The 17,907-nt window shown below is 55.5% G+C and carries 16 protein-coding genes and 1 pseudogene; 4 read left to right on the top strand and 13 right to left on the bottom strand.

The features are described 5' to 3' along the window. Positions 1-14: 14 nt before the first annotated feature. A complete protein-coding gene (locus CFBP5473_RS23625; RefSeq protein ID WP_027676233.1) occupies positions 15-1,913 on the top strand; it encodes a potassium transporter Kup in 1,899 nt (632 codons plus the stop codon). A gap of 116 nt (positions 1,914-2,029) precedes the next feature. Then, complete coding sequence (locus tag CFBP5473_RS23620; protein ID WP_027676234.1) at positions 2,030-2,266, top strand: hypothetical protein; 237 nt, start codon at positions 2,030-2,032, stop codon at positions 2,264-2,266. A gap of 700 nt (positions 2,267-2,966) precedes the next feature. Here CFBP5473_RS23620 and CFBP5473_RS25185 read toward each other — a convergent pair. Continuing rightward, positions 2,967-3,140, bottom strand: coding sequence for a hypothetical protein (locus tag CFBP5473_RS25185; protein ID WP_169696919.1), 174 nt, complete (start codon positions 3,138-3,140; stop codon positions 2,967-2,969). Between the two features lie 358 nt (positions 3,141-3,498). Between CFBP5473_RS25185 and CFBP5473_RS23615 the strand changes: the two genes are divergently transcribed. Together CFBP5473_RS23615 and CFBP5473_RS23610 are read left to right on the top strand one after the other, a co-directional pair. Next, positions 3,499-3,843 (top strand): hypothetical protein, encoded by a 345-nt coding sequence (locus CFBP5473_RS23615; protein ID WP_027676235.1) that lies wholly within the window; start codon positions 3,499-3,501, stop codon positions 3,841-3,843. Continuing rightward, positions 3,833-5,674, top strand: a complete 1,842-nt coding sequence (locus CFBP5473_RS23610) for a zeta toxin family protein (RefSeq protein ID WP_027676236.1) — start codon at positions 3,833-3,835, stop codon at positions 5,672-5,674. The genes CFBP5473_RS23615 and CFBP5473_RS23610 overlap by 11 nt, the downstream gene beginning before the upstream one ends. Before the next feature lie 73 nt (positions 5,675-5,747). On the opposite strand, the pseudogene CFBP5473_RS25495 reads toward CFBP5473_RS23610, so the two are convergent. From CFBP5473_RS25495 to CFBP5473_RS23550, 12 genes and pseudogenes are all read right to left on the bottom strand, one after another. After that, positions 5,748-5,947 (bottom strand): annotated as a pseudogene (locus CFBP5473_RS25495) (LysR family transcriptional regulator); the annotation flags it as partial. A gap of 834 nt (positions 5,948-6,781) precedes the next feature. After that, the gene (locus tag CFBP5473_RS25795; protein WP_475361372.1) at positions 6,782-6,919 is read right to left on the bottom strand and encodes a hypothetical protein; all 138 of its coding nucleotides are present in this window, start codon (positions 6,917-6,919) and stop codon (positions 6,782-6,784) included. Between the two features lie 121 nt (positions 6,920-7,040). Continuing rightward, entirely contained in the window at positions 7,041-7,970 is a 930-nt protein-coding gene (locus tag CFBP5473_RS23595; RefSeq protein WP_027676239.1) for a hypothetical protein, read from the bottom strand. A gap of 489 nt (positions 7,971-8,459) precedes the next feature. Continuing rightward, positions 8,460-8,699: a Blp family class II bacteriocin gene (locus CFBP5473_RS23590; RefSeq protein ID WP_027676240.1), complete on the bottom strand. Its 240-nt coding sequence runs from the start codon at positions 8,697-8,699 to the stop codon at positions 8,460-8,462. A 68-nt stretch (positions 8,700-8,767) separates the two neighbouring features. Continuing rightward, positions 8,768-10,006 carry an HlyD family secretion protein gene (locus tag CFBP5473_RS23585; protein ID WP_027676241.1) on the bottom strand — a complete coding sequence of 413 codons (1,239 nt, stop codon included), beginning with the start codon at positions 10,004-10,006 and terminating at the stop codon, positions 8,768-8,770. Further along, positions 10,003-12,135 carry a peptidase domain-containing ABC transporter gene (locus tag CFBP5473_RS23580; RefSeq protein ID WP_027676242.1) on the bottom strand — a complete coding sequence of 711 codons (2,133 nt, stop codon included), beginning with the start codon at positions 12,133-12,135 and terminating at the stop codon, positions 10,003-10,005. The genes CFBP5473_RS23585 and CFBP5473_RS23580 overlap by 4 nt, the downstream gene beginning before the upstream one ends. A gap of 545 nt (positions 12,136-12,680) precedes the next feature. Then, positions 12,681-13,085 (bottom strand): hypothetical protein, encoded by a 405-nt coding sequence (locus CFBP5473_RS23575; protein ID WP_234881934.1) that lies wholly within the window; start codon positions 13,083-13,085, stop codon positions 12,681-12,683. 116 nt (positions 13,086-13,201) lie between these two features. Continuing rightward, positions 13,202-13,861 carry a DUF3313 domain-containing protein gene (locus tag CFBP5473_RS23570; RefSeq protein WP_027676244.1) on the bottom strand — a complete coding sequence of 220 codons (660 nt, stop codon included), beginning with the start codon at positions 13,859-13,861 and terminating at the stop codon, positions 13,202-13,204. 101 nt (positions 13,862-13,962) lie between these two features. Beyond that, positions 13,963-15,345 (bottom strand): ATP-binding protein, encoded by a 1,383-nt coding sequence (locus CFBP5473_RS23565; RefSeq protein WP_051441332.1) that lies wholly within the window; start codon positions 15,343-15,345, stop codon positions 13,963-13,965. Further along, positions 15,342-16,106 carry a response regulator gene (locus tag CFBP5473_RS23560; RefSeq protein WP_027676245.1) on the bottom strand — a complete coding sequence of 255 codons (765 nt, stop codon included), beginning with the start codon at positions 16,104-16,106 and terminating at the stop codon, positions 15,342-15,344. The genes CFBP5473_RS23565 and CFBP5473_RS23560 overlap by 4 nt, the downstream gene beginning before the upstream one ends. 176 nt (positions 16,107-16,282) lie before the next feature. Beyond that, positions 16,283-16,729, bottom strand: a complete 447-nt coding sequence (locus tag CFBP5473_RS23555) for a hypothetical protein (RefSeq protein ID WP_051441333.1) — start codon at positions 16,727-16,729, stop codon at positions 16,283-16,285. Then, on the bottom strand, positions 16,716-17,195 hold the full coding sequence (locus CFBP5473_RS23550) for a hypothetical protein (protein ID WP_027676246.1): 480 nt from the start codon (positions 17,193-17,195) through the stop codon (positions 16,716-16,718). The genes CFBP5473_RS23555 and CFBP5473_RS23550 overlap by 14 nt, the downstream gene beginning before the upstream one ends. Between the last annotated feature and the right edge of the window lie 712 nt (positions 17,196-17,907).

Raw genomic sequence — 17,907 nt, 5'->3', positions numbered from 1 at the left:
CCTGTTGCAACTTCATGTCCGAAGAGAGTCATCCGAACGAATCCCAGACGACGCCGAAAAGGCTGTTCTATCTTACGCTGGGTTCCGTCGGCGTCGTTTACGGCGATATCGGCACCAGCCCGCTCTATGCTTTTCGCGAAGCGCTGAAGCCAGTTGCCCATGATGGCGTCACCCGTTTTGAAGTCATCAGCCTGATTTCGCTGATGATCTGGGTGCTGACGATCATTGTCACCATCAAATACGTGCTCTTCCTGCTGCGCGCCGACAACGACGGCGAGGGCGGCACGTTGTCTCTGCTTGCCCTGCTGATGAAGACCGCCAACGGCCATACCGCCATCCTGATGCTGCTCGGCCTGATGGGTGCCGCCCTCTTCCTTGGCGATGCGATGATCACGCCGGCGCTTTCCGTCCTTTCGGCCGTCGAGGGCCTGAAACTCGTCACGCCGAGCCTCTCCGAATATATTGTGCCGATTTCGGTGTTCGTACTGGCGCTCCTTTTCATCGTGCAGTCGCGAGGTACCGGTACCGTCGCGAAGTACTTCGGTCCGATAACCGCCCTCTGGTTCCTCGTCATGTCCGCCGCCGGCATTTCCCATATCTCGGATGATTACGACATCCTTGCCGCCTTCAATCCCTATTTTGCGGTCAGCTTCCTGCTGCATGAGGGCTTTTACGGCGTCGTTGTGCTTGGCGCGGTCTTCCTGACGGTGACTGGGGCGGAGGCGCTCTACGCCGATCTCGGCCATTTCGGCCGCCGCCCGATCCAGTGGGCCTGGTTCCTGCTGGTTTTCCCGGCGCTAACGCTGAACTATCTCGGGCAGGGCGCGCTCGTTCTTGGCAATCCGTTTACAATGTCCGATCCCTTCTATCTGATGTATCCGAAATGGGCGCTGCCGCCGGTCGTCATCCTAGCAACCGCCGCGACCATCATCGCCAGCCAGGCGGTCATCACCGGCGCCTTCTCGATGGTGCGTCAGAGCATCAACCTCGGCTTCCTGCCGCGGATGAAAATCCTCTTCACCTCGGAAACCAACACCGGGCAGATCTTCGTGCCTTCGGTCAATGCCCTGCTGTTCATCGGCGTCATCTTTCTGGTCTTAAGCTTCAAGACTTCGGACGCGCTGGCGACCGCCTATGGCATTTCGGTCACCGGTGCCATGGTCGTCACCTCGATCATGGCCTTCGAATTCGTCCGCGCCCGATGGAGCTGGTCGCTTCCCGTCGCGGTGATCGCGCTCGCGCCGCTGGTCGTGCTGGAACTGATCTTCCTCGGCGCCAACCTTTTGAAGTTCCACGACGGCGGCTATATCCCGATCATGATCGCCACCGCCTTTACCGTCGTCATGTGGACCTGGCGTCGCGGCACGACGATACTGATGGAAAAGACCCGCCATACCGATATTCCGCTCGCCTCCTTCGTCAGCTCGATCGAGCGCAAGAGCGAACATTCGCCTGCCCAAGTTCCGGGTACCGCGATCTTCCTGACCAGCGATCCGGAATCGGCCCCCGCCGCCTTGCTGCACAATCTTAAGCACAACCATGTGCTTCACGATCGCAACGTCATCCTCACGATCCGCACGGTCAACAAACCGCGCGTCTCAAGCCACGACCGCTACAAGGTCGAGCAGATTTCCGAGCGTTTTTCCCGCGTCGAACTGCTGTTCGGCTTCATGGAATCGCAGAACGTCTCGCAGGATCTGGCAGTGTTACGCCAGACCGGACTGAAGTTCGACATCATGTCGACCTCCTTCTATCTCGGCCGCCGAAAGGTGGTACCGGACGCCAACTCGGGCATGCCCTACTGGCAGGACCGGCTCTACATCCTCCTCGCGAATGCGGCCTCGCTACCATCAGACTATTTCCACCTCCCAGCCAACCGCGTGGTTGAACTAGGATCGCAGGTTATCGTTTAGATGCGGCCTTGACGTGGATCGGCGGTGACCGCTCTTGGGACGGTTTGGCAGACAAGCGGTTATCCCGCCTTTACGAGATTGTACAGGAGGTAGAACTTGCACGAGGAGACTGAAGCATGGACCCGAACAAGAAACCAGACACTGCAATCAGGCGCTCGGACCTAGAGCCAGCCAGACCGGATGACACGCAATTATCAGGGTCGCCAGCAGCTTCAGAGATCGAGGGAGCAACCGTTCCGGTGAAACGATCATTTTTTCAGCAGTTGCTCTTGGACTTTGCCTACGGCTGTGACTTTTTTTATCCGTTGCAGCAATATGAAAATTTCACTTCGAAAGAAAAAGACGACGGGTAAGGACTGAGGGCCACTCGCCCAAGTAGTTCAAGCCCACGCCGCTTTGGATTGGTTCTCGGTCACAAGCACTCAATTCCCAGATGATGGCATTTTTGCCACTTCCGACAGGTTCGCCCTCGGCGCAACGCACGGGTCAGATTGAAAGGGATTCGGATACCCGAAGACATCAGTATCGTGCGCTATGACGATATTGAGTTCGGTGCCTTTTCCCCACGACGCTTTCTTCCGTGCGCAACTACGGAACTGTGGTGGCCAACGGCAGCAGGCAGGCCCATCGGCTGGATGGAGGCCGCCATCGCCGCTGCCGACGCTGATGCTAATCCCGGGCGGGTTGGGAATTTGTGAAAGCTCAGCTCGCGGCGAGGATAAAAGGGTTGGCGCTCCTCTCAATGTAAGGTGGCCGCTTCATATATTGTAAGTCATGGCCTAACGACGCGGACGATACCGTTGCGAGACATGGATCTGGCAATTGGTGTTCTGGGATACACGTCAATTCTCGGAAAGAATTTAATCTGCACAATTCGTACCAGCTACACCGCAACGCGTGCGCCCGGGTACTCTCTCCCCCGAGGAGATAAAGCGAGGGAAATCGTCGGCAACCGTGCCCGTACTCTTCTTGTTCCGAAGCGTCATCAGGCTGCAGTCGTGAACAAGGCATTCCGGTCAATGCAGGCCCCGTGTGCAAATTCCAGCGCCAATATCAACTTCCTAATGCTTTACGCACTTGCGGGAGAAAGTCCTTGCCGAACAGTTCAATGCTTCTGAGAAAGTCTTGGTGAGGCGCGCCCATGCCCGCCGAATGCTTGCGAAGGACGTGGACGATCTGCACCAATAGCGTCGGGGTGATGTGGTGCCTCTGCGCCGTGAAGCGCATATTCGGGTTCCGCTTGGCGGCTTCCCGAAAACCTTCTATTCCCAACTAAGCGTGCAAGGTAGCCGGAGCCGGATTGTACACCACACAGTGCATTTAGTTCCAAAGGCCCAGTGGAGAGAGACATCTAGTGCTTTGTCGAAATCAGCAAATGCGCCGCTCGAATGAATCATCTCCAGCCTTGGCAGTCGCAGTGATATCAGGCGTCGAGAGCGGCCCTTCGCAAGGCGGATTGCTTATCGATCAATTTTGTTTTTGTTCACGGCCGATTATAAATGCAACGATTACGTATTCGATTGCAATAAGGACGGATCTTTGAAGCAGTAGCGTGCAAATTACTTTTTACACAGGAGAAAGACCCATGGCTCCGAATTTGGATTCTCGGACAGATGCCGAGCTAACCCCCTCAGAGCACAGTCGTCAGCAACCTGGATTTGAGATCGTCAACGACGTTTACGATTTGGTAGGCCTGCTCACTTCGAGGTTGATTACTTTCAAATATGGCGATCATGAGCGCTTTGAAGAATTCGCGAATTGGTACGCTTCGGCCAACATTAAACGCATCGAGTTTTCTCGACGATTGGAGGGTCTCAACGGAAATGCCGTCCAGGCAGCCAAACTCGCTGAGGAGTTGACGCAATTTATCGAAATCTCCGTTGACCCTTGGCTCTGCAAATTCGAAGAGGTGCGCGGCAATGACGGATGATTTCGACATTGGGAGCGCCCTATCACTGTCCTCAACGCGGCGTAGGGAGATATTCGAGACTGAGATCCTTCCAGCAATCGGCGCAAATGGAGAGCCCATCGCAGAACCAACTTTTGCCGTGGTGAGCGGTCAACCTGGTGCCGGGAAAAGCACAATCATTCGTCAGATTAGTGGCAGATTTGGCGAGCAGGCGACACAAGTAATAATTGCTGACGATCTCAATGCATACATCCCTGGCAACAATGCTGCCTTGCTGAAAGGGTCGCATGCGCTAAGGGATGGAAATTCTCTGGCGACTACAGAGTGGTATGATGGCTTGTTTTATCGCAGTGTGCAAAGGCGATCACACATAATATTGGAATCGTGCTACCCGCCCCATCAGTACCGTCTATTTCTAGATCACGCGCGTTCGAATGGATATAAAACAGAACTTAATATTGTCGCGACCGACAGGATCACAAGCTTCACAGCAATTCACGACCGTTTCGAGAAGGCACTGGAAAAGCGTTTTTTAGCATCCACTGTATTGCCGGATGCTGAGACACATAATCATTACTATTCAGTATGGCCACGAGTCGCCTTTGAGGTCGAAAAGAAGAAACTTTTCGACAAAATCGCGATCGTCAGCCGGGACGGCACGACAATTTTCGAGAATGAGCTAGTTGCGGAAAACAACGGGAGTACGAAATGGAAGCAGCGACCTGACGCTTTACGTGTTCTGCTAAATGTTCGAAATCGACCATTGCATACGAAACAACAGGCATGGGTTGCAAGCGTTTGGGATAAACTTGCTCAGAGCAGGACATTCTCTCAGCACCCAGAATCAGCCTGCGTTCCGGTAGCCCGCTACAGGTCGAACGTCGCATTGGGTCTGAGAGAGCACAGCAGCCTGGGAGCTCATCAACTACGTTCTGACTATCTGAAAGAATTTTCAGAAATGTTCATACGTAATATATCGCATGATGTGGAATTTATAATTAAGCATAAAAGTAAACGCGATGAGTTCGAAGAACAAACATTTGAACGAGGCTTTTTGGAGCAATTGAAATCGGTGGCTTTTTCTCTCAAAGAGGCGAGCGTTACGACTTTTGAAAAAGCCATTAAAAAATCAAACGCTGAAAAAGATGCTTCTGGTTGCTCCGGCACAGTCTACATAGGCGACGGCACTGGCAATTTTAAGCGGCCGAGAAACGGCCCCTATGAGGAAAGAGTTGCGGCCGGTGTTGCTCCGGGCGGAGATCATCGACCTGTAAAGCCAGATCGCCCCAAATTCTTGGTAGAGGTTTCAAAGCATGTCTTCAGACCCATAGAGGAATACAATCAGATGGCTCGCGATCCTGTCAAGTATCCGACCGTTATGCGTGACCGACGAAAATTGAATGTTTTGATCCTGGCGAAGAGCAATAGGAATTATGAGACACCTGCTTCACTGCAAGCGCGATCAGAACGAGAAAAAAGCGATCTCATCAGGGAAGCGTTGATGGAGGCGAAGTTGCCCTATATTCTTGCTACACGGACGATACCGGATTTGCCTATGGTTCTGGTTGATGTAGGAAATGGTAAGACATTTATCGCTGGCGAGAAGTTCCCGCTGCAGGAAGGTGGGCGGCGTATCCCTGGCACGATCTCCGCCGACCGAATCTTGGTCAGAAATGAACAAGGGGGTTTCAATGAACTCAGCCAGAGATTGGCTGAGGGCACTGAACGAGCGCTTCCGTTGGCGGCAGTCGTGCAACTGGGATGGCAGCAGCAGAACGCTTTGGAACCGGCACCCGGTAGAAATGTATCGTTGAAACCACGTGATCGGAGTAATTCATTTGGAAGATCGTGAGTAGGACATCATGAAAATTGAGGTGCTTGCTTGGATTGTTGAAACGCACCCTTGCAAACTTGCGGGATCAACAAAGTGTCCCAGTCGAACTGGCAGTGACCTCGGCGACCTCTCCGAACGCATCCTCGGCTTCGCGAAGAATGATGACGGACCGCGCGTGCAGAAACCGGCCCGCTTCGGTTGGCTCGACGCGGTGGGTCGTCCGCAGGTCTGCCTCCAGCCAAAGTACTTGCTCGCTGACTTGGTGATGTCGAACTGCTCCGCAGCACGCATGAACAAGGCCTCGTCTAGCACGGCAACGAAATAAGCAAGCCGATTGAGATTGATCGCCTAAATTTGAGCACCTCATTGTAATCCAATGATACACAGTCTGAGTACTATTGCAGTCATCAACACAATCCAGAGAGCCTGCGCGCAGCAAGCTATGTTTGTGCCAATGACGACGGCTAGAGAGCTAACCCCTCGCGAGAATCCGGCGTCGAATATCTCCCCGTTGCCCGGTCGAATTGAGATCAAGATTGCCGGCGCTGGAATAGCGGTGATTGACCCGGTGGCGCCCGCCTCCTGCTCCTTCAATATCCCGATGATCTGTTGTTCCGTGAACCGTGAACGCTTCATTCGTCCGTCTCCTCATTGTGACGGACTCTACCAAACTTTGGAGGAAGTTCAGGGTCTCGGGTCACATGGCATCAGCACGACCTCCAACCATACTGCTTCTGTCGATGAAGGAATATATATCGGGGCCTTGGTCAGAAAAAGAAAGGTCGGCGTTCATCGCGCTCACTGTTCACCGATCGTGGCATCTAGCGTCTGCAGGAATTCCTTGGCAACGCGCGGTCCTTGGGAAGGCGGCATTCTCCAATCCTTCTCGACGGGTAATGTGTTCCGGAAAAGAGGCATCATCGCTGATGAGCCAAAATCATAAAGTCCCCCGGCCTCGGCCAGCTTGCAATTACCCACATGTGAGTTTCGCTGCGATTTCGGTTCCGAGGCGATTATCTGTCAGCCCGCTGAGGCCCGCCAGACGACCGTATTTCCCGAGGGGATCTGATGTTCTTGTAAGGTTACCACCCAAACGAGGTAAGCATTCGTCGGAGGACCGCAGTGTCAGGCTTTTTTGCGCGATCTGCGCTTCCATTTCGCAGCCAGAGCCTCAACGTTTTTGCCGAGATTTATGGCATCGACCTGGGAGGGGTCGTAGTCTGAACTTGCCCACCATTCGAGGAGTTCTCGATGTTGCTCAATGTTGACGTCGGAAAGAGCCTCGCGGAACTCTTCATAGCCCCAGGGACCGCCGACGGCCTCGAGGAGGAAAGGATCATCGAAGCCGGCCGTCGCTGGAAAGATCTTTTGCTGTATCTAACCGTCACAAACATGGGCCGGAACCTCTCGTACTTTCGCGATCATTAAGCTGTGCTCGCCTTTCGTAGACGCTGTTCAAGACGTTTGCCATGACGAACTGAACGCTACTCAACTGGCGCATGGTACGAAACTCGCTGGCGTCGTTTTCAAACACTTTCTCAACGCGGCTTTCGATGACAGACATTTTCTCTCGAAGACTGATAGCTCCACTCACAGCGAAATCCTCGTCCATCGACTGGCCCTCGCTGGCAATGTAGTCAGACCGTCCCTCGGTTATGTCCTTTATAATAACCCATTGCTCAGGCATTAGATTGTAATTAACAATTTGTTGTAGGTGCCTACGCTGTTGAGGATTTAAATCGTCATGCGCATAACTAAGAGCTTGAACGCCGGCGCGAATCAAAATCGCATCTCCCCGCGCAGAATAATTTGAAGCGTAGTCGAACGCTTTGTCGATTATTCGACCCTTTTGTGTCGGGGTGAGCTTATTAACACTGGGTGCAAATGCTTCTATAGCAGACGCTTGCTGATAACCATCTTGTAGGCTCAGTACATGGGTTACCAACTCTGATTTGCGGCGCTCCGAAAGCAAATCAAGAGTTCCTTCGATCGCTTCAATTCGTGTGCCAGCGCTTGCTTTAGTCCCTATCTCTTCTCTGTTGAACTCTCGATCGAATCCACCTTCTGGAATGGAGCATAGATATATCCTTTCCACGAGGACTGCGGCCCTGCTCAGGGCGTCGAGAACTTCGCTGCTGCTGTCATAAGCGCTTTTCGTGTTTTTATCTAACGATCTCAACGTTGTTAGATTTTCAACGGTTTGTCGCGGATCACGTTCGATCAGGAAATCCGAAATCCTTCTGATGGAATCCGCATTGAGTCGCTTCCACCCACTCTGCTGAGCGGATGTTTCCGGAATATCTTCGCGTCCCATATTTCTCTTCTCCATATCGGCGATCTGTATTGGATAGAAATGAGCCTAATCTAGTTTCTCCCGACCATGCTGATTTTTGAATTACAAATGCAACGCTGAGAAAAATATCTGTCGTATGCGTTATGTGGGCGTTAGGCACTTCAGTAAAGAGGTCTGCCGACCGGCGTCCGCACTAAGACAGGGATAGCCCGGACGCAAATCGGAAAGGCCCGGTGTCCAACCCGCGTATCAGCGCTTGATCACCAACGTCCAAGAGTCCCGCCTCCACGAATGTGCGCTCTCCGTACTCACCCGATCGTTCGGGCGAGCGGTTTAACTGGTCCCAAATTATTGACAGCGGACATCAGAGCACACTCAGCGCAGCGACTTTTTTCGGCGAGTTTTTCTACCGCTCACGAAAAGCGGAAAAAATGCCTAGTGAGGAAATCGATATTGCGCCGTATCCCGGCAGCTGGGTATCAGCTGCCGGAACTATTCAACGAAACCGGATCAGGCCGCGAATGTGTTTTCAAAGCTGAAGGAGCCGGAGGCGTTGCTAAACGAGAACGTGCCGGCCCTCTGAACGACTTCTGCCGGCAAAGTTGCCGAGAAAATGCCCGAGCGACTGCCGAAAGTGTAGTTGCCGCTGACCGCGCCGTCGGCGCCGATGGTGACCGTCGAAGCGACCGTGGAAGCGCCACCGCTGACGAGATCGAGCATGTCGGTGTTGATTTCAGTGATATTGCTCATGTTAGTCTCCTGTTAGGTTAGGTTAGGTTTGAGGGATTGACCTGAATGGTCCTTCCCTCTTCTTGTCGTCACCGGCTACCTATGGCCTTTAGAGGGTCCAATACCCAGTCGGTGAAGTGTCGGCGATCCGTTATGATATCGCCGATTAGGGTCATACCGGGGGTCAGCGGGCGCTCTTCGCCATAGGCGGCGATGCTGGTGCGCTCCAAGCTGACGGTCACGCGATAGACGGGATCTTTGAATGCAATGGGAGCCAGAAGCTCACCCTCGCGATAGGTAGCTCGGGATACCTGCACGACATGGCCCGACACCACACCGAACCGCTGGTATGGGAAAGCGTCGACCCTGAGTCGAACCCCCTGTCCGGGCTGGATCAGGCCGGCCGCGCGCGGCGGCACCAGCAGGTTGGCTTCGAGATTGCTGCCGGCCGGCACCAGCGCGGCCAGCGGCGATTGCGCCGTGGCCGTCTGCCCCGGCTGCGCCTGCAATGCAGCTACCCGGCCGGCCACCGGTGCGACCATGACATAGGCGCGGTTGACCTCCAATTGCGCCATGGATTGCTCTAGTTCGCTGCGAAGACCCTGCAACTGCGCCAGCTTGTCATCCCGCTCCGCTGGCAGGCCTGCCAGTTGCGACCGGGCATAGTTGAGGTCGCCTTGCCGCTGTTCCTTTTGCCGCTCCAGCTCGTGGATGACGCTTTCCTGAGCAAGGATCTGCTGCTGCCGACGCGACAGCTCGAAGCGCGTGCCGCTGCCCTTGATCTGTAGCTGCCCATAACGGCCGGCATCGTCGGTTTGCAGGGCCTGCAGACGGCGTTCCGATTCCAGACGCTGTTCCTGGCTCGCCAGCTCTCCGCCGAGCCCATCCACGCGCGCCGACAGACGCCGCCCCTCTTCGTCGAACCGTGCTTTCGCTGCCGTGATCTGGGTGTCGATCGACTGGATACGGGCTTGCGTTTCTGAGCGCAGCTTCTCACCGACCTGCCCGTCGGCGCCGGTTGTTTCCAGTGATAATTCCACCATTGGCTGCCCATGGGTCACTACGTCCCCTTCATGGACGAGCACCCTCGTGACGATACCGCCTTTGGCGGCGTAGAGCTGTGCCAGGCCGCCGGTTGGGGCGATGTAGCCCTGCACGGTCTCTTTCCGGGCATAGGTGCCGGTGATGAGATAGGTCGCACCGACGACCACGAATACGCCGAGGATCGCCGTCATCACCCCATGGCTCACCGGCTGCGCGATCATCACATCGCCACGGAGTCGACGGCGGTGTTCGATGGCTTCAGTGCGGAACAATGTCTCGCTCATGGCACCACCTGCAACGGCTGTGTCGGCACATCGCGCATCACCTCGCGCACATGCCCGTTCTCCACGGCGAAGACGCGCGCCGCGCCCTCAATGGCTCCGGGGCGGTGAGCCACCATCACCCGGGTAAGGCCGAGCCTGCTCAGCGCCTGCATGACGCGGCGTTCGGCAAGAACGTCGAGATTGGCCGTCCCCTCGTCGAGGAACAATATCGAGGGGTTTCGGTAGAGCGCCCGCGCCAGCAGCGCGCGCTGTTGCTGACCGCCCGACAGAGTCGATCCGAGATCGCCGACCAGGGTCATGTAGCCCATCGGCATGCGCAGGATTTCGTCGTGAAGGCCGACAAGCCCGGCAACCGCTTCGACGCGCGCCAGATCCATGTCGGGATCGAAGAAGGCGATATTGTCGGCGATCGTGCCGGCGAAGAGTTGGTCGTCCTGCATCACCACGGCGATCTGTGCGCGGTAAGCCCGCATCCCCAGGGCGCTAAACGGCAGACCGTCGACAAGCACTTCACCTTCACTCGGCGGATAGAGGCCAATCAGCAGCTTCAGAAGTGTGGATTTGCCACCACCCGAAGGCCCGACAAACACCACGGACTGCCCCGGCTCGATGGTCAGCGACACATCCTTCAGCACCCAGGCTTCGCGCTCGGCATAGCGGAAGGAAAGATTGCGAACGTCGAGCGCACCGGCGAGCGGACGATCCTTGCGTGCGTGCGCATCTAGCTCCGGCTCAGGGTCCTGGTGCACGGCATCGGCCAGGCGCTCCAGATGCAGGCCCGTCATGCGGAGCTTGAAGTATTGATCGACGAGCGACAGGGCCGCGGTGCTGAACTGGCTGCGATAGGACAGGAACGCCAGCAGCATGCCAAGCGTCATCTCTCCGCGGATGATGGCACCGGCGCCCAGATAGAACACCAGCAGCATCTCCGCTCCCGTCAGGAAGGAGAGTCCGGCCGTTCCTTTGAGGCTGACTTTCTGGAGGCGCACATTGTTGTTGATGCTGTCGGCATAGGCGTTCTGCCAGACACCGTGGCGCTCCAGCTCCCGGCCAAACAGCTTGAAGGCTCTCGCACCCCGGATGGTTTCGAGAAAAACTCCATCCACCTTGGCCTGATATTGGATGCCCTCATTGGTCAGGCTCCGCAGCCAAGGGAAGGTGCTGAGCCGGACGCACACGACGAGCGCCAGCGATACCAGCACTACGCTTGCCAGATATGGTGCATAGATCAGCATCACCGCCACTGTGATGATGGCCATGAGCCCGTCCAGAGCGCCAGAGACGAGGCCGCCTGTCAGAAGGTCCTGCACCGGCTGCAGGGAGTTGAAACGAGACAGGATATCGCCGAGACGCCGCTTCTCGAACCACGGCACCGGCAGCCGCAGTGCATGACGCAACAGGTTGCCGCGCATCTGGAAAGTCAAAAGGGTGCTGAAATGCATCTGCACGTAACCGCGTAACAGTGTCGTCGCGCTCTGGATCAGCAGTAGCAATCCGGCGCCGATAACGATCACGTTCAAAAAACTGAGATCGCCCTTGGATATCGCCTCGTCGACGATCATCTGGTTGACGAGCGGCGATAGCAGGGCAAAGAACTGCAGCAGGGCGGAGAGGGCCAGGATCTGCAGCAGGCTCGGAATAAAGCCGGCGCTCCTCGACCACAGATCAGCCAGGCGCACCCGCTCGACTACGTTTCGCTTGCGGAAGGTTGCGGCCGGCGTCAGCTCCAGCGCCACGCCGGTAAAATGCCTGGATGCTTCCGCATAGGACAGCAGCCGCTGGCCGCTCGCTGGGTCATGAACCTCGATCCGGCTTGGCTTTACCCGGCTCAGCACGACATAATGCGACATGTCCCAGTGCAGGATGCAGGGCATCTTCAGCTTGCTGATGTCCTCCATCTCCAGCTTCAGGGGCCGGCTGGTAAAGCCGAGATCGTCGGCAACCGAGATGAGGCTCTTCAGCGTCGTGCCCTTCGAAGACACGGCATGGCGTCGCCTCAGTTCGGACAGCGTCACGCGGTGACCGTGATAGCCCGCCACCATCACAAGGCAGGCAAGTCCGCATTCGGCAGCTTCAGACTGCAGAAGAGGCTCGATCCGGGAGCGATTGTGAAGGGCTATCAGAAGCAAGAGACCATCCCGTCTTAGAGGTGTGTAAGCTGGAAAATCGGATCGGCGATTTTGAACGAAGGCGCATCCGCAAGGGCGCCACCAAGGGATTTGCCCCCACAGACTGCGGAATCCTTTTGTGGGCGATGGGGAAACCTCGGGGTTCAGACTTCCCCATCCAGCACAGAACTTGCACCTGGCCAAAAGCATTGCCGATGACTGTACGGCGTCCTGAACAAGTAGACCTCCAGTTTGAAGGAGGGCATATGACCAATCCCCCAGAGACTGCTGCCGGCGGGCGGTCCCCGGCATTCGTGTCATCGGCGCGATAAGTGCACCGCCTTGTCCAAGGTATGGCAGACCTGATTGTTGAGTTGGGTCATGTTATGTTGAAAGATGTTACAGCCTGCCAGGGATCGGCCACAATTGATGGTGTGGATGGTTCGGGTGTTATTTTCCGCAGCAGAGGGGCGATCCATGTCAGCACTTGCCACAGTCGGTATCGACCTCGCAAAGAGCGTCTTCCAGATACACTGGTTTAATCGCGGTGCCTAAAATGACGTGTCTCAATACCGATCGTGGACGACACCCATAATGTCGCCTGACTTCGATACGCTGACGAGCAGGTTGTCGCCGCCGCGAGTTGCCTTGACCAGATAACGTTCACCGACATCCTCAACATTCCTCACTTTGTAGCCCCGATCCTGGAGCAAGGTGATGACATCGTTCGGTCCATAACTTGACCGTTGGCCCGACCAACGTCTTTCGACGTCATGATGGCGGTTCCAAGCATGGAGAAAGTCGGATTCCGTATTTCCGTCAACGGAATAGGGATCCGAAGGTTGGCCGTCATAGATGACGACCTGCGAAAAGGCAGGTAGCGCGGCGATCACGCTTAAAGCAATGGCCGCACTCAACACGATGAAATGACGTCTCATGAAATCTCCAGGATTGAAGGCGATCTGGCTCATATTCGGTGCTGCAATCGGGTTCGGTCCTTACGGCAACGAGGCGATGCGAGACGACATCATGCACTCAGCCCCTGTTGCTGTGTGTCGTTTGTTATTGCGATATGTTGCGGCCGTTCTTACTGACGCAGTTTCGCCAGAAGTGCGTCGGCTCCCTTGTCAATCGCCACCTGGGAGGCCTTGAAAGCACCGAAGCTTGCGCCGACATTCATTGCGTTGGGATACTGCTTGGAGACGTAGGCGGACAGAAGCGAGCCGGTCGCCGCGTCATATACCTCGACCGCGTAGGTCACGGAGCCGGTCATCGATCCCTCCTTGTCGCGTGCCGCTTGAACCGCGTTGTAGACACCGCCTCCGACATCAAGATGCGATAACGGGCCGAGGACAGGCGTGGTGGTCTTTGCCCCCGTAAGCGTCAGATGCACTCGCAGCGTTCCAAGCCCGGCCGAGCTGACGAGTGAAAATCGTGCTTGCAGCTTCTGGGTGAACTGGGATTGCATGTAGCTCGCAAGCGCGAGTTTGTCCTCTTCGCTCAATTTGCCGAACTGGTGGTCCGGCCCGCGGTAGACAGTCACAGCATCGACCATGACCTTATCGTACTGTCCCCATTTCGCGCCATTGTCATAACGGTACGGCGTACGACCGCTGCGGTCACTTGGATTAGCCCTAAGGTAACCGGCCGATGCGAGCCCAGCATAGGCGGTTGGGGCGGGTGTGGTGCAACTGGCAAGCGTGCTGGCAAAGACAATGCAGACGGTAGCCTTGGAAAAAATATTCAATGGGTTTGCTCCAGCAGATCATGGCGCCATGCGGCGAATACGGCTGAATGAGCAATAGCTGACGGTGACGCCGCTGTGTTTTCAGAAATGTTGGGAAATATTCACGCCCTGTGGGAGGCCTCAAACGATCGGCGTTTTATCTGCTGGCCATTTTCAGACTGGACCGTCTTCCCCTTCGGCAGAACGATCTCGACGACAAGTCCATTTGGTTGGCGATCCTTCAGCGTGAACAGGCCCTTGTGGCCTATCGAGACGATCCCCTGGGCGATGGAGAGCCCCAGTCCGAAGCCTCCACTCTTCGCGCCCGTCTGTCGCGATTCATCGGCTTTGAAGAACGGCTCCAGAACCTTCAGCTTCAGTTTATCGGGCAGACCAGGCCCATCATCTGAGACTGTGATGACGACACTGTCGCGGCGGTCTTCAAGTTCAATCTCGATATGTTCAGCGTACCGAGATGCATTATCGATCAAGTTGGAAATGGCGCGCGTCAGGCCTTGCGGAATGCAAACGAACTTTAGTCGGCGCGGACCGATGAAACGACTACTTACCCCCGTGTCGGCGAAATCGTCGGAAATCGTTTGGAGCAAGCTTGAGAGATCCACATTGCGGGCCGGCTCGAATTTGTTGTCGAGGAAGCTTAGGCTGGCATCGATCAGCGACGACAGCATCGTTACATCGGCAAGCATCATTTCCTTCAGTTCAGGTTCGTTCGTTCGATCGATCCTCATACGCAGCCGAGTGAGCGGCGTCCTGAGGTCATGGCTTATTGCCCGAAGGACCCTCGTCCGCTCTCGCAGCATGGTCTGGATCCGGTCTTGCATAATGTTGAGCGACGCTGCCAGGCTTCGGATTTCGGATGCCCCTTGTGCCTTGAAGGGCTCTTCGGAGTGATCGTCCATGCTGACGCGTTGCGCGGCATTGGCGAACCGGACAAGGGGCTCCGTGATCAACCAACTACCAAGCAAAGCAAGGAGAATAAGGGGAATGACGATCTTCAAGATTCCGCTCGCCATGGCTGGCACCAGCCAGACATGTGCCGGAAACTCCGGCATGGCGAAAGACAGAGCCTTGGCGTCGTCAACTTTCACAGTTAGAATCGCTGGCTGGTCTCCTGAAACGGCGTTTCGGATTGATGTAAAAATACCATCGTTGATAAGATCTTTGACCTGCCGCAGAATATCTGGGTTTGGCGCGCCTGTTTCATATGACACTGCCGCCTGGGAGGGATTGGCGCGGCGCGCCATCACGCCCATCCGATCGGCGAACCGCAGAGCCGCCTCCTCTTCCGCCAGAGTCCGACCTCGGGCAAACTGTTCGAGCACACTCTCGATCCGACCAGCGAACAAACCGATCTCAATGCCCTTATCGTGGCGCCCATAGATAAAGGGCTCCGTCGCAGCCGCGACGACGGATACAAGAACGACCAGAAGAATGGCAAGGAACAGGAGTTGCTTGCGTATAGAGGCGCTGCGGAGCACCTTCATGGAAGACGCTCTACCTTGGAAGCAAACAGGTATCCTCCCAGCCGCACAGTCTTGATAAATGTCGGGTCTTTTAGATTGGGTTCGATCTTCTGCCGGACACGGCTGATATGGGCATCGATGCTGCGTTCGATCGGGCCAGCGGATCCAGCATGTGTCATAGCCAGAAGCTGCTCGCGAGTGAGAACTTTGTTAGGATTACAGCAGAATGCCCATAGCAGATCAAATTCTGCTGTGGTCATGGAGACCTGTGCCCCTTCTGCATCGAACAGCTGGCGACTTTTTGGATCGATCCGCCACCCCGAGAATGTCATCGCCTCAAGTTCGGCCTTGGGCTGATCGTGATCGGCAGCTCGCCGCAGGATATTTCTTATACGCGCCATCAACTCTCGCGAATTGAACGGCTTGGTGACATAGTCGTCAGCGCCCAGTTCCAGACCAAGAATCCGATCGATATCCTCGCGAAGAGCCGTCAACATAAGGATCGGTGTCTTTCCAGACGACCGCAGGCGCCTGCAGATGCTGAAGCCGTCCTCGCCAGGCAACATGGCGTCCAGAAGGATCAGATCAAAGCTGTGACGAGCAAGGAGCTTGGCCATCTCGATCCCGTTTGCGACGGAAGCGGCCTCGAAGCCGTTGCCCCTGACCAGATCCACCAGCATGCTGGCAATGTCACTGTCATCTTCAACGATCAGGATTTTTGCCTGCGTCGTTGCAAACGTCTTGAGCGGTGCACTTCCAGGCTGCGGAGCGGAAATCGCCATATCTAGAAACTCTTGGCCAGTCGGGCTGAATAGTTGTGGTAAGTTACACACGGCTTCCCCGCATTTCATGCTATTTCTATTCGATCACGTGCAAAACTTCATTCGGAAATGTTGCAAGATGTTGCGGCGCCAAATCGCCTCACCGTGTTCCAGCCGTTAGTTGCAGCCTCCGTCCGTCAGCGAAATCGAGTATCGACGATGACGGCCGCGATGTAGCAGGCCCTGACTGTCAGCAGCAAAAAGAATGCCGTGGTCACCCAGGAAATCAGGTGATGTCTGTATCCCGAACGTCGGTGCAACTTTTCTGCAAATAACAGACATTTATGCTTGGCGAACCGCGCTAGCGCTACGAGTACGAAGAACGCCAGCATGACGTAGCCACACAGCGATGCGGCACTAATCAGCCAGAGCATGACTAGACATGCTCCAAGGAACACCTGTTCCTGTTTTGGAACCGCTACTCTGCAGATCTCGGCAACGAGGGGAAAGTTCCTTAAATGCCATCGCCTTTTCATCGTTTGTCCGCGCTCGTGAAACGTAGAAATCGGTTCACCGATGCCTGAAAGCGCAGTCCGGCTCATAAAACCGTCCGCACCGACACGCGCTGTTTCAGGGCTCTGCATTCATGCTGCTCTTTAACGCTCGCATGGAAAGAAACGCATTTGCCGCAGTAGCCCACCAGCGGCCTCTCGGCTTTTCCAGCACCGGCGACACTTTCACGCGACCTGCCTCATCGTCCGATCTCGCCGATGAAGATGACTGGACGAGAAACTCGACTCTTTCATGAAACGCTTTGCTGTCAAACTGCTTTGAGTGCACCGGAACCACGCCATCGGTGGAGACAGCTGCGTGGAAGAAGACCTCGATGTTGACCACGGGTAGCGCACGTATCGCGCGCAACAGGTCAATGTTCGGTCGTGTTGTAACGGCAAATGCGAATTCGTCGGAGCGGAGCGCGTCAAAAGCTTCTGGCACGGTTGATATAGCAACAGGCTTAAATCCCTGCTCCGCCAGCCTGTTGGCAATCATCCTTCCAGGAGCCTCGGGCATGAAGATGAGTATTTTTGCAAGATCCTGGGGGCAAAGCATAGGCGCGTTCCTCGTCGCTGATGAAGAACCTTAACGTGGCCCGTTGCAACACTGTGTTCAGTTTTGTACCGTTTTATGCGGGCAGGAAATCTTCGCAATGCCGAGGAATTGAAAGCGATTCATGTTCAGGATCCGCGTACATTGCCTGGATTATGCCAGGGACAAGCACTGGACCAATCTTGCCTGCCGACCCAAGTTGCGGTTAAACACGGTATACACCGGTTTGCAGAGGCCTTACAGCGCCGATGGCGCTACTGCACGCGAATTCCAATACGTGACTTCGACAGCAGGGGGTGGCGATGTCATGAGGTTTGCAGGTGGCTAACAAATCTTCACCACGTCCAACTCGAGTACCTTACCCAGTTTCTCAACCCGTCCGGCAATCTTGCCTACCCCGATGGCACAGTGATGGGTAGGTCTTTGCGCATTCCATGCCTCGACAAAACGCCGCGCTCCAACGGAAACTACTAGCGACTAGACATGCCCATCGAGCGGATAGCGAGAATTATCGTGGCACCAGCAGAAGCTGTCTCTTCGATGACAAAGCCACGAGGCACAAATGCGGAGGGACGGACCATGGCCCTGATTGCTTTGTAAACCAACACCAGCCCGAACCTAGATTCATCAAAAGTCAGTCAGAGCCAACGTTCCACACGATGGTGTAATTGCTTGCCGCATTTCCCAGTCTCGAGGTTGGTGGCAAACTAGCCCA

Source organism: Agrobacterium larrymoorei (assembly GCF_005145045.1).
Lineage (GTDB): Bacteria > Pseudomonadota > Alphaproteobacteria > Rhizobiales > Rhizobiaceae > Agrobacterium > Agrobacterium larrymoorei.
Note: the sequence above shows the minus strand (reverse complement) of the source record. Positions and strands in the feature narration are given on the sequence as shown.

Excerpts from the sequence above, each read along its gene's own strand:
- CFBP5473_RS23625 (WP_027676233.1), top strand. The coding sequence starts at position 15 with ATGTCCGAAGAGAGTCATCCGAACGAATCCCAGACGACGCCGAAAAGG.
- CFBP5473_RS23620 (WP_027676234.1), top strand. The coding sequence starts at position 2,030 with ATGGACCCGAACAAGAAACCAGACACTGCAATCAGGCGCTCGGACCTA.
- CFBP5473_RS25185 (WP_169696919.1), bottom strand. The coding sequence starts at position 3,140 with ATGCGCTTCACGGCGCAGAGGCACCACATCACCCCGACGCTATTGGTG.
- CFBP5473_RS23615 (WP_027676235.1), top strand. The coding sequence starts at position 3,499 with ATGGCTCCGAATTTGGATTCTCGGACAGATGCCGAGCTAACCCCCTCA.
- CFBP5473_RS23610 (WP_027676236.1), top strand. The coding sequence starts at position 3,833 with ATGACGGATGATTTCGACATTGGGAGCGCCCTATCACTGTCCTCAACG.
- CFBP5473_RS23595 (WP_027676239.1), bottom strand. The coding sequence starts at position 7,970 with ATGGGACGCGAAGATATTCCGGAAACATCCGCTCAGCAGAGTGGGTGG.
- CFBP5473_RS23590 (WP_027676240.1), bottom strand. The coding sequence starts at position 8,699 with ATGAGCAATATCACTGAAATCAACACCGACATGCTCGATCTCGTCAGC.
- CFBP5473_RS23585 (WP_027676241.1), bottom strand. The coding sequence starts at position 10,006 with ATGAGCGAGACATTGTTCCGCACTGAAGCCATCGAACACCGCCGTCGA.
- CFBP5473_RS23575 (WP_234881934.1), bottom strand. The coding sequence starts at position 13,085 with ATGAGCCAGATCGCCTTCAATCCTGGAGATTTCATGAGACGTCATTTC.
- CFBP5473_RS23565 (WP_051441332.1), bottom strand. The coding sequence starts at position 15,345 with ATGAAGGTGCTCCGCAGCGCCTCTATACGCAAGCAACTCCTGTTCCTT.
- CFBP5473_RS23560 (WP_027676245.1), bottom strand. The coding sequence starts at position 16,106 with ATGGCGATTTCCGCTCCGCAGCCTGGAAGTGCACCGCTCAAGACGTTT.
- CFBP5473_RS23555 (WP_051441333.1), bottom strand. The coding sequence starts at position 16,729 with ATGCAGAGCCCTGAAACAGCGCGTGTCGGTGCGGACGGTTTTATGAGC.
- CFBP5473_RS23550 (WP_027676246.1), bottom strand. The coding sequence starts at position 17,195 with ATGCTTTGCCCCCAGGATCTTGCAAAAATACTCATCTTCATGCCCGAG.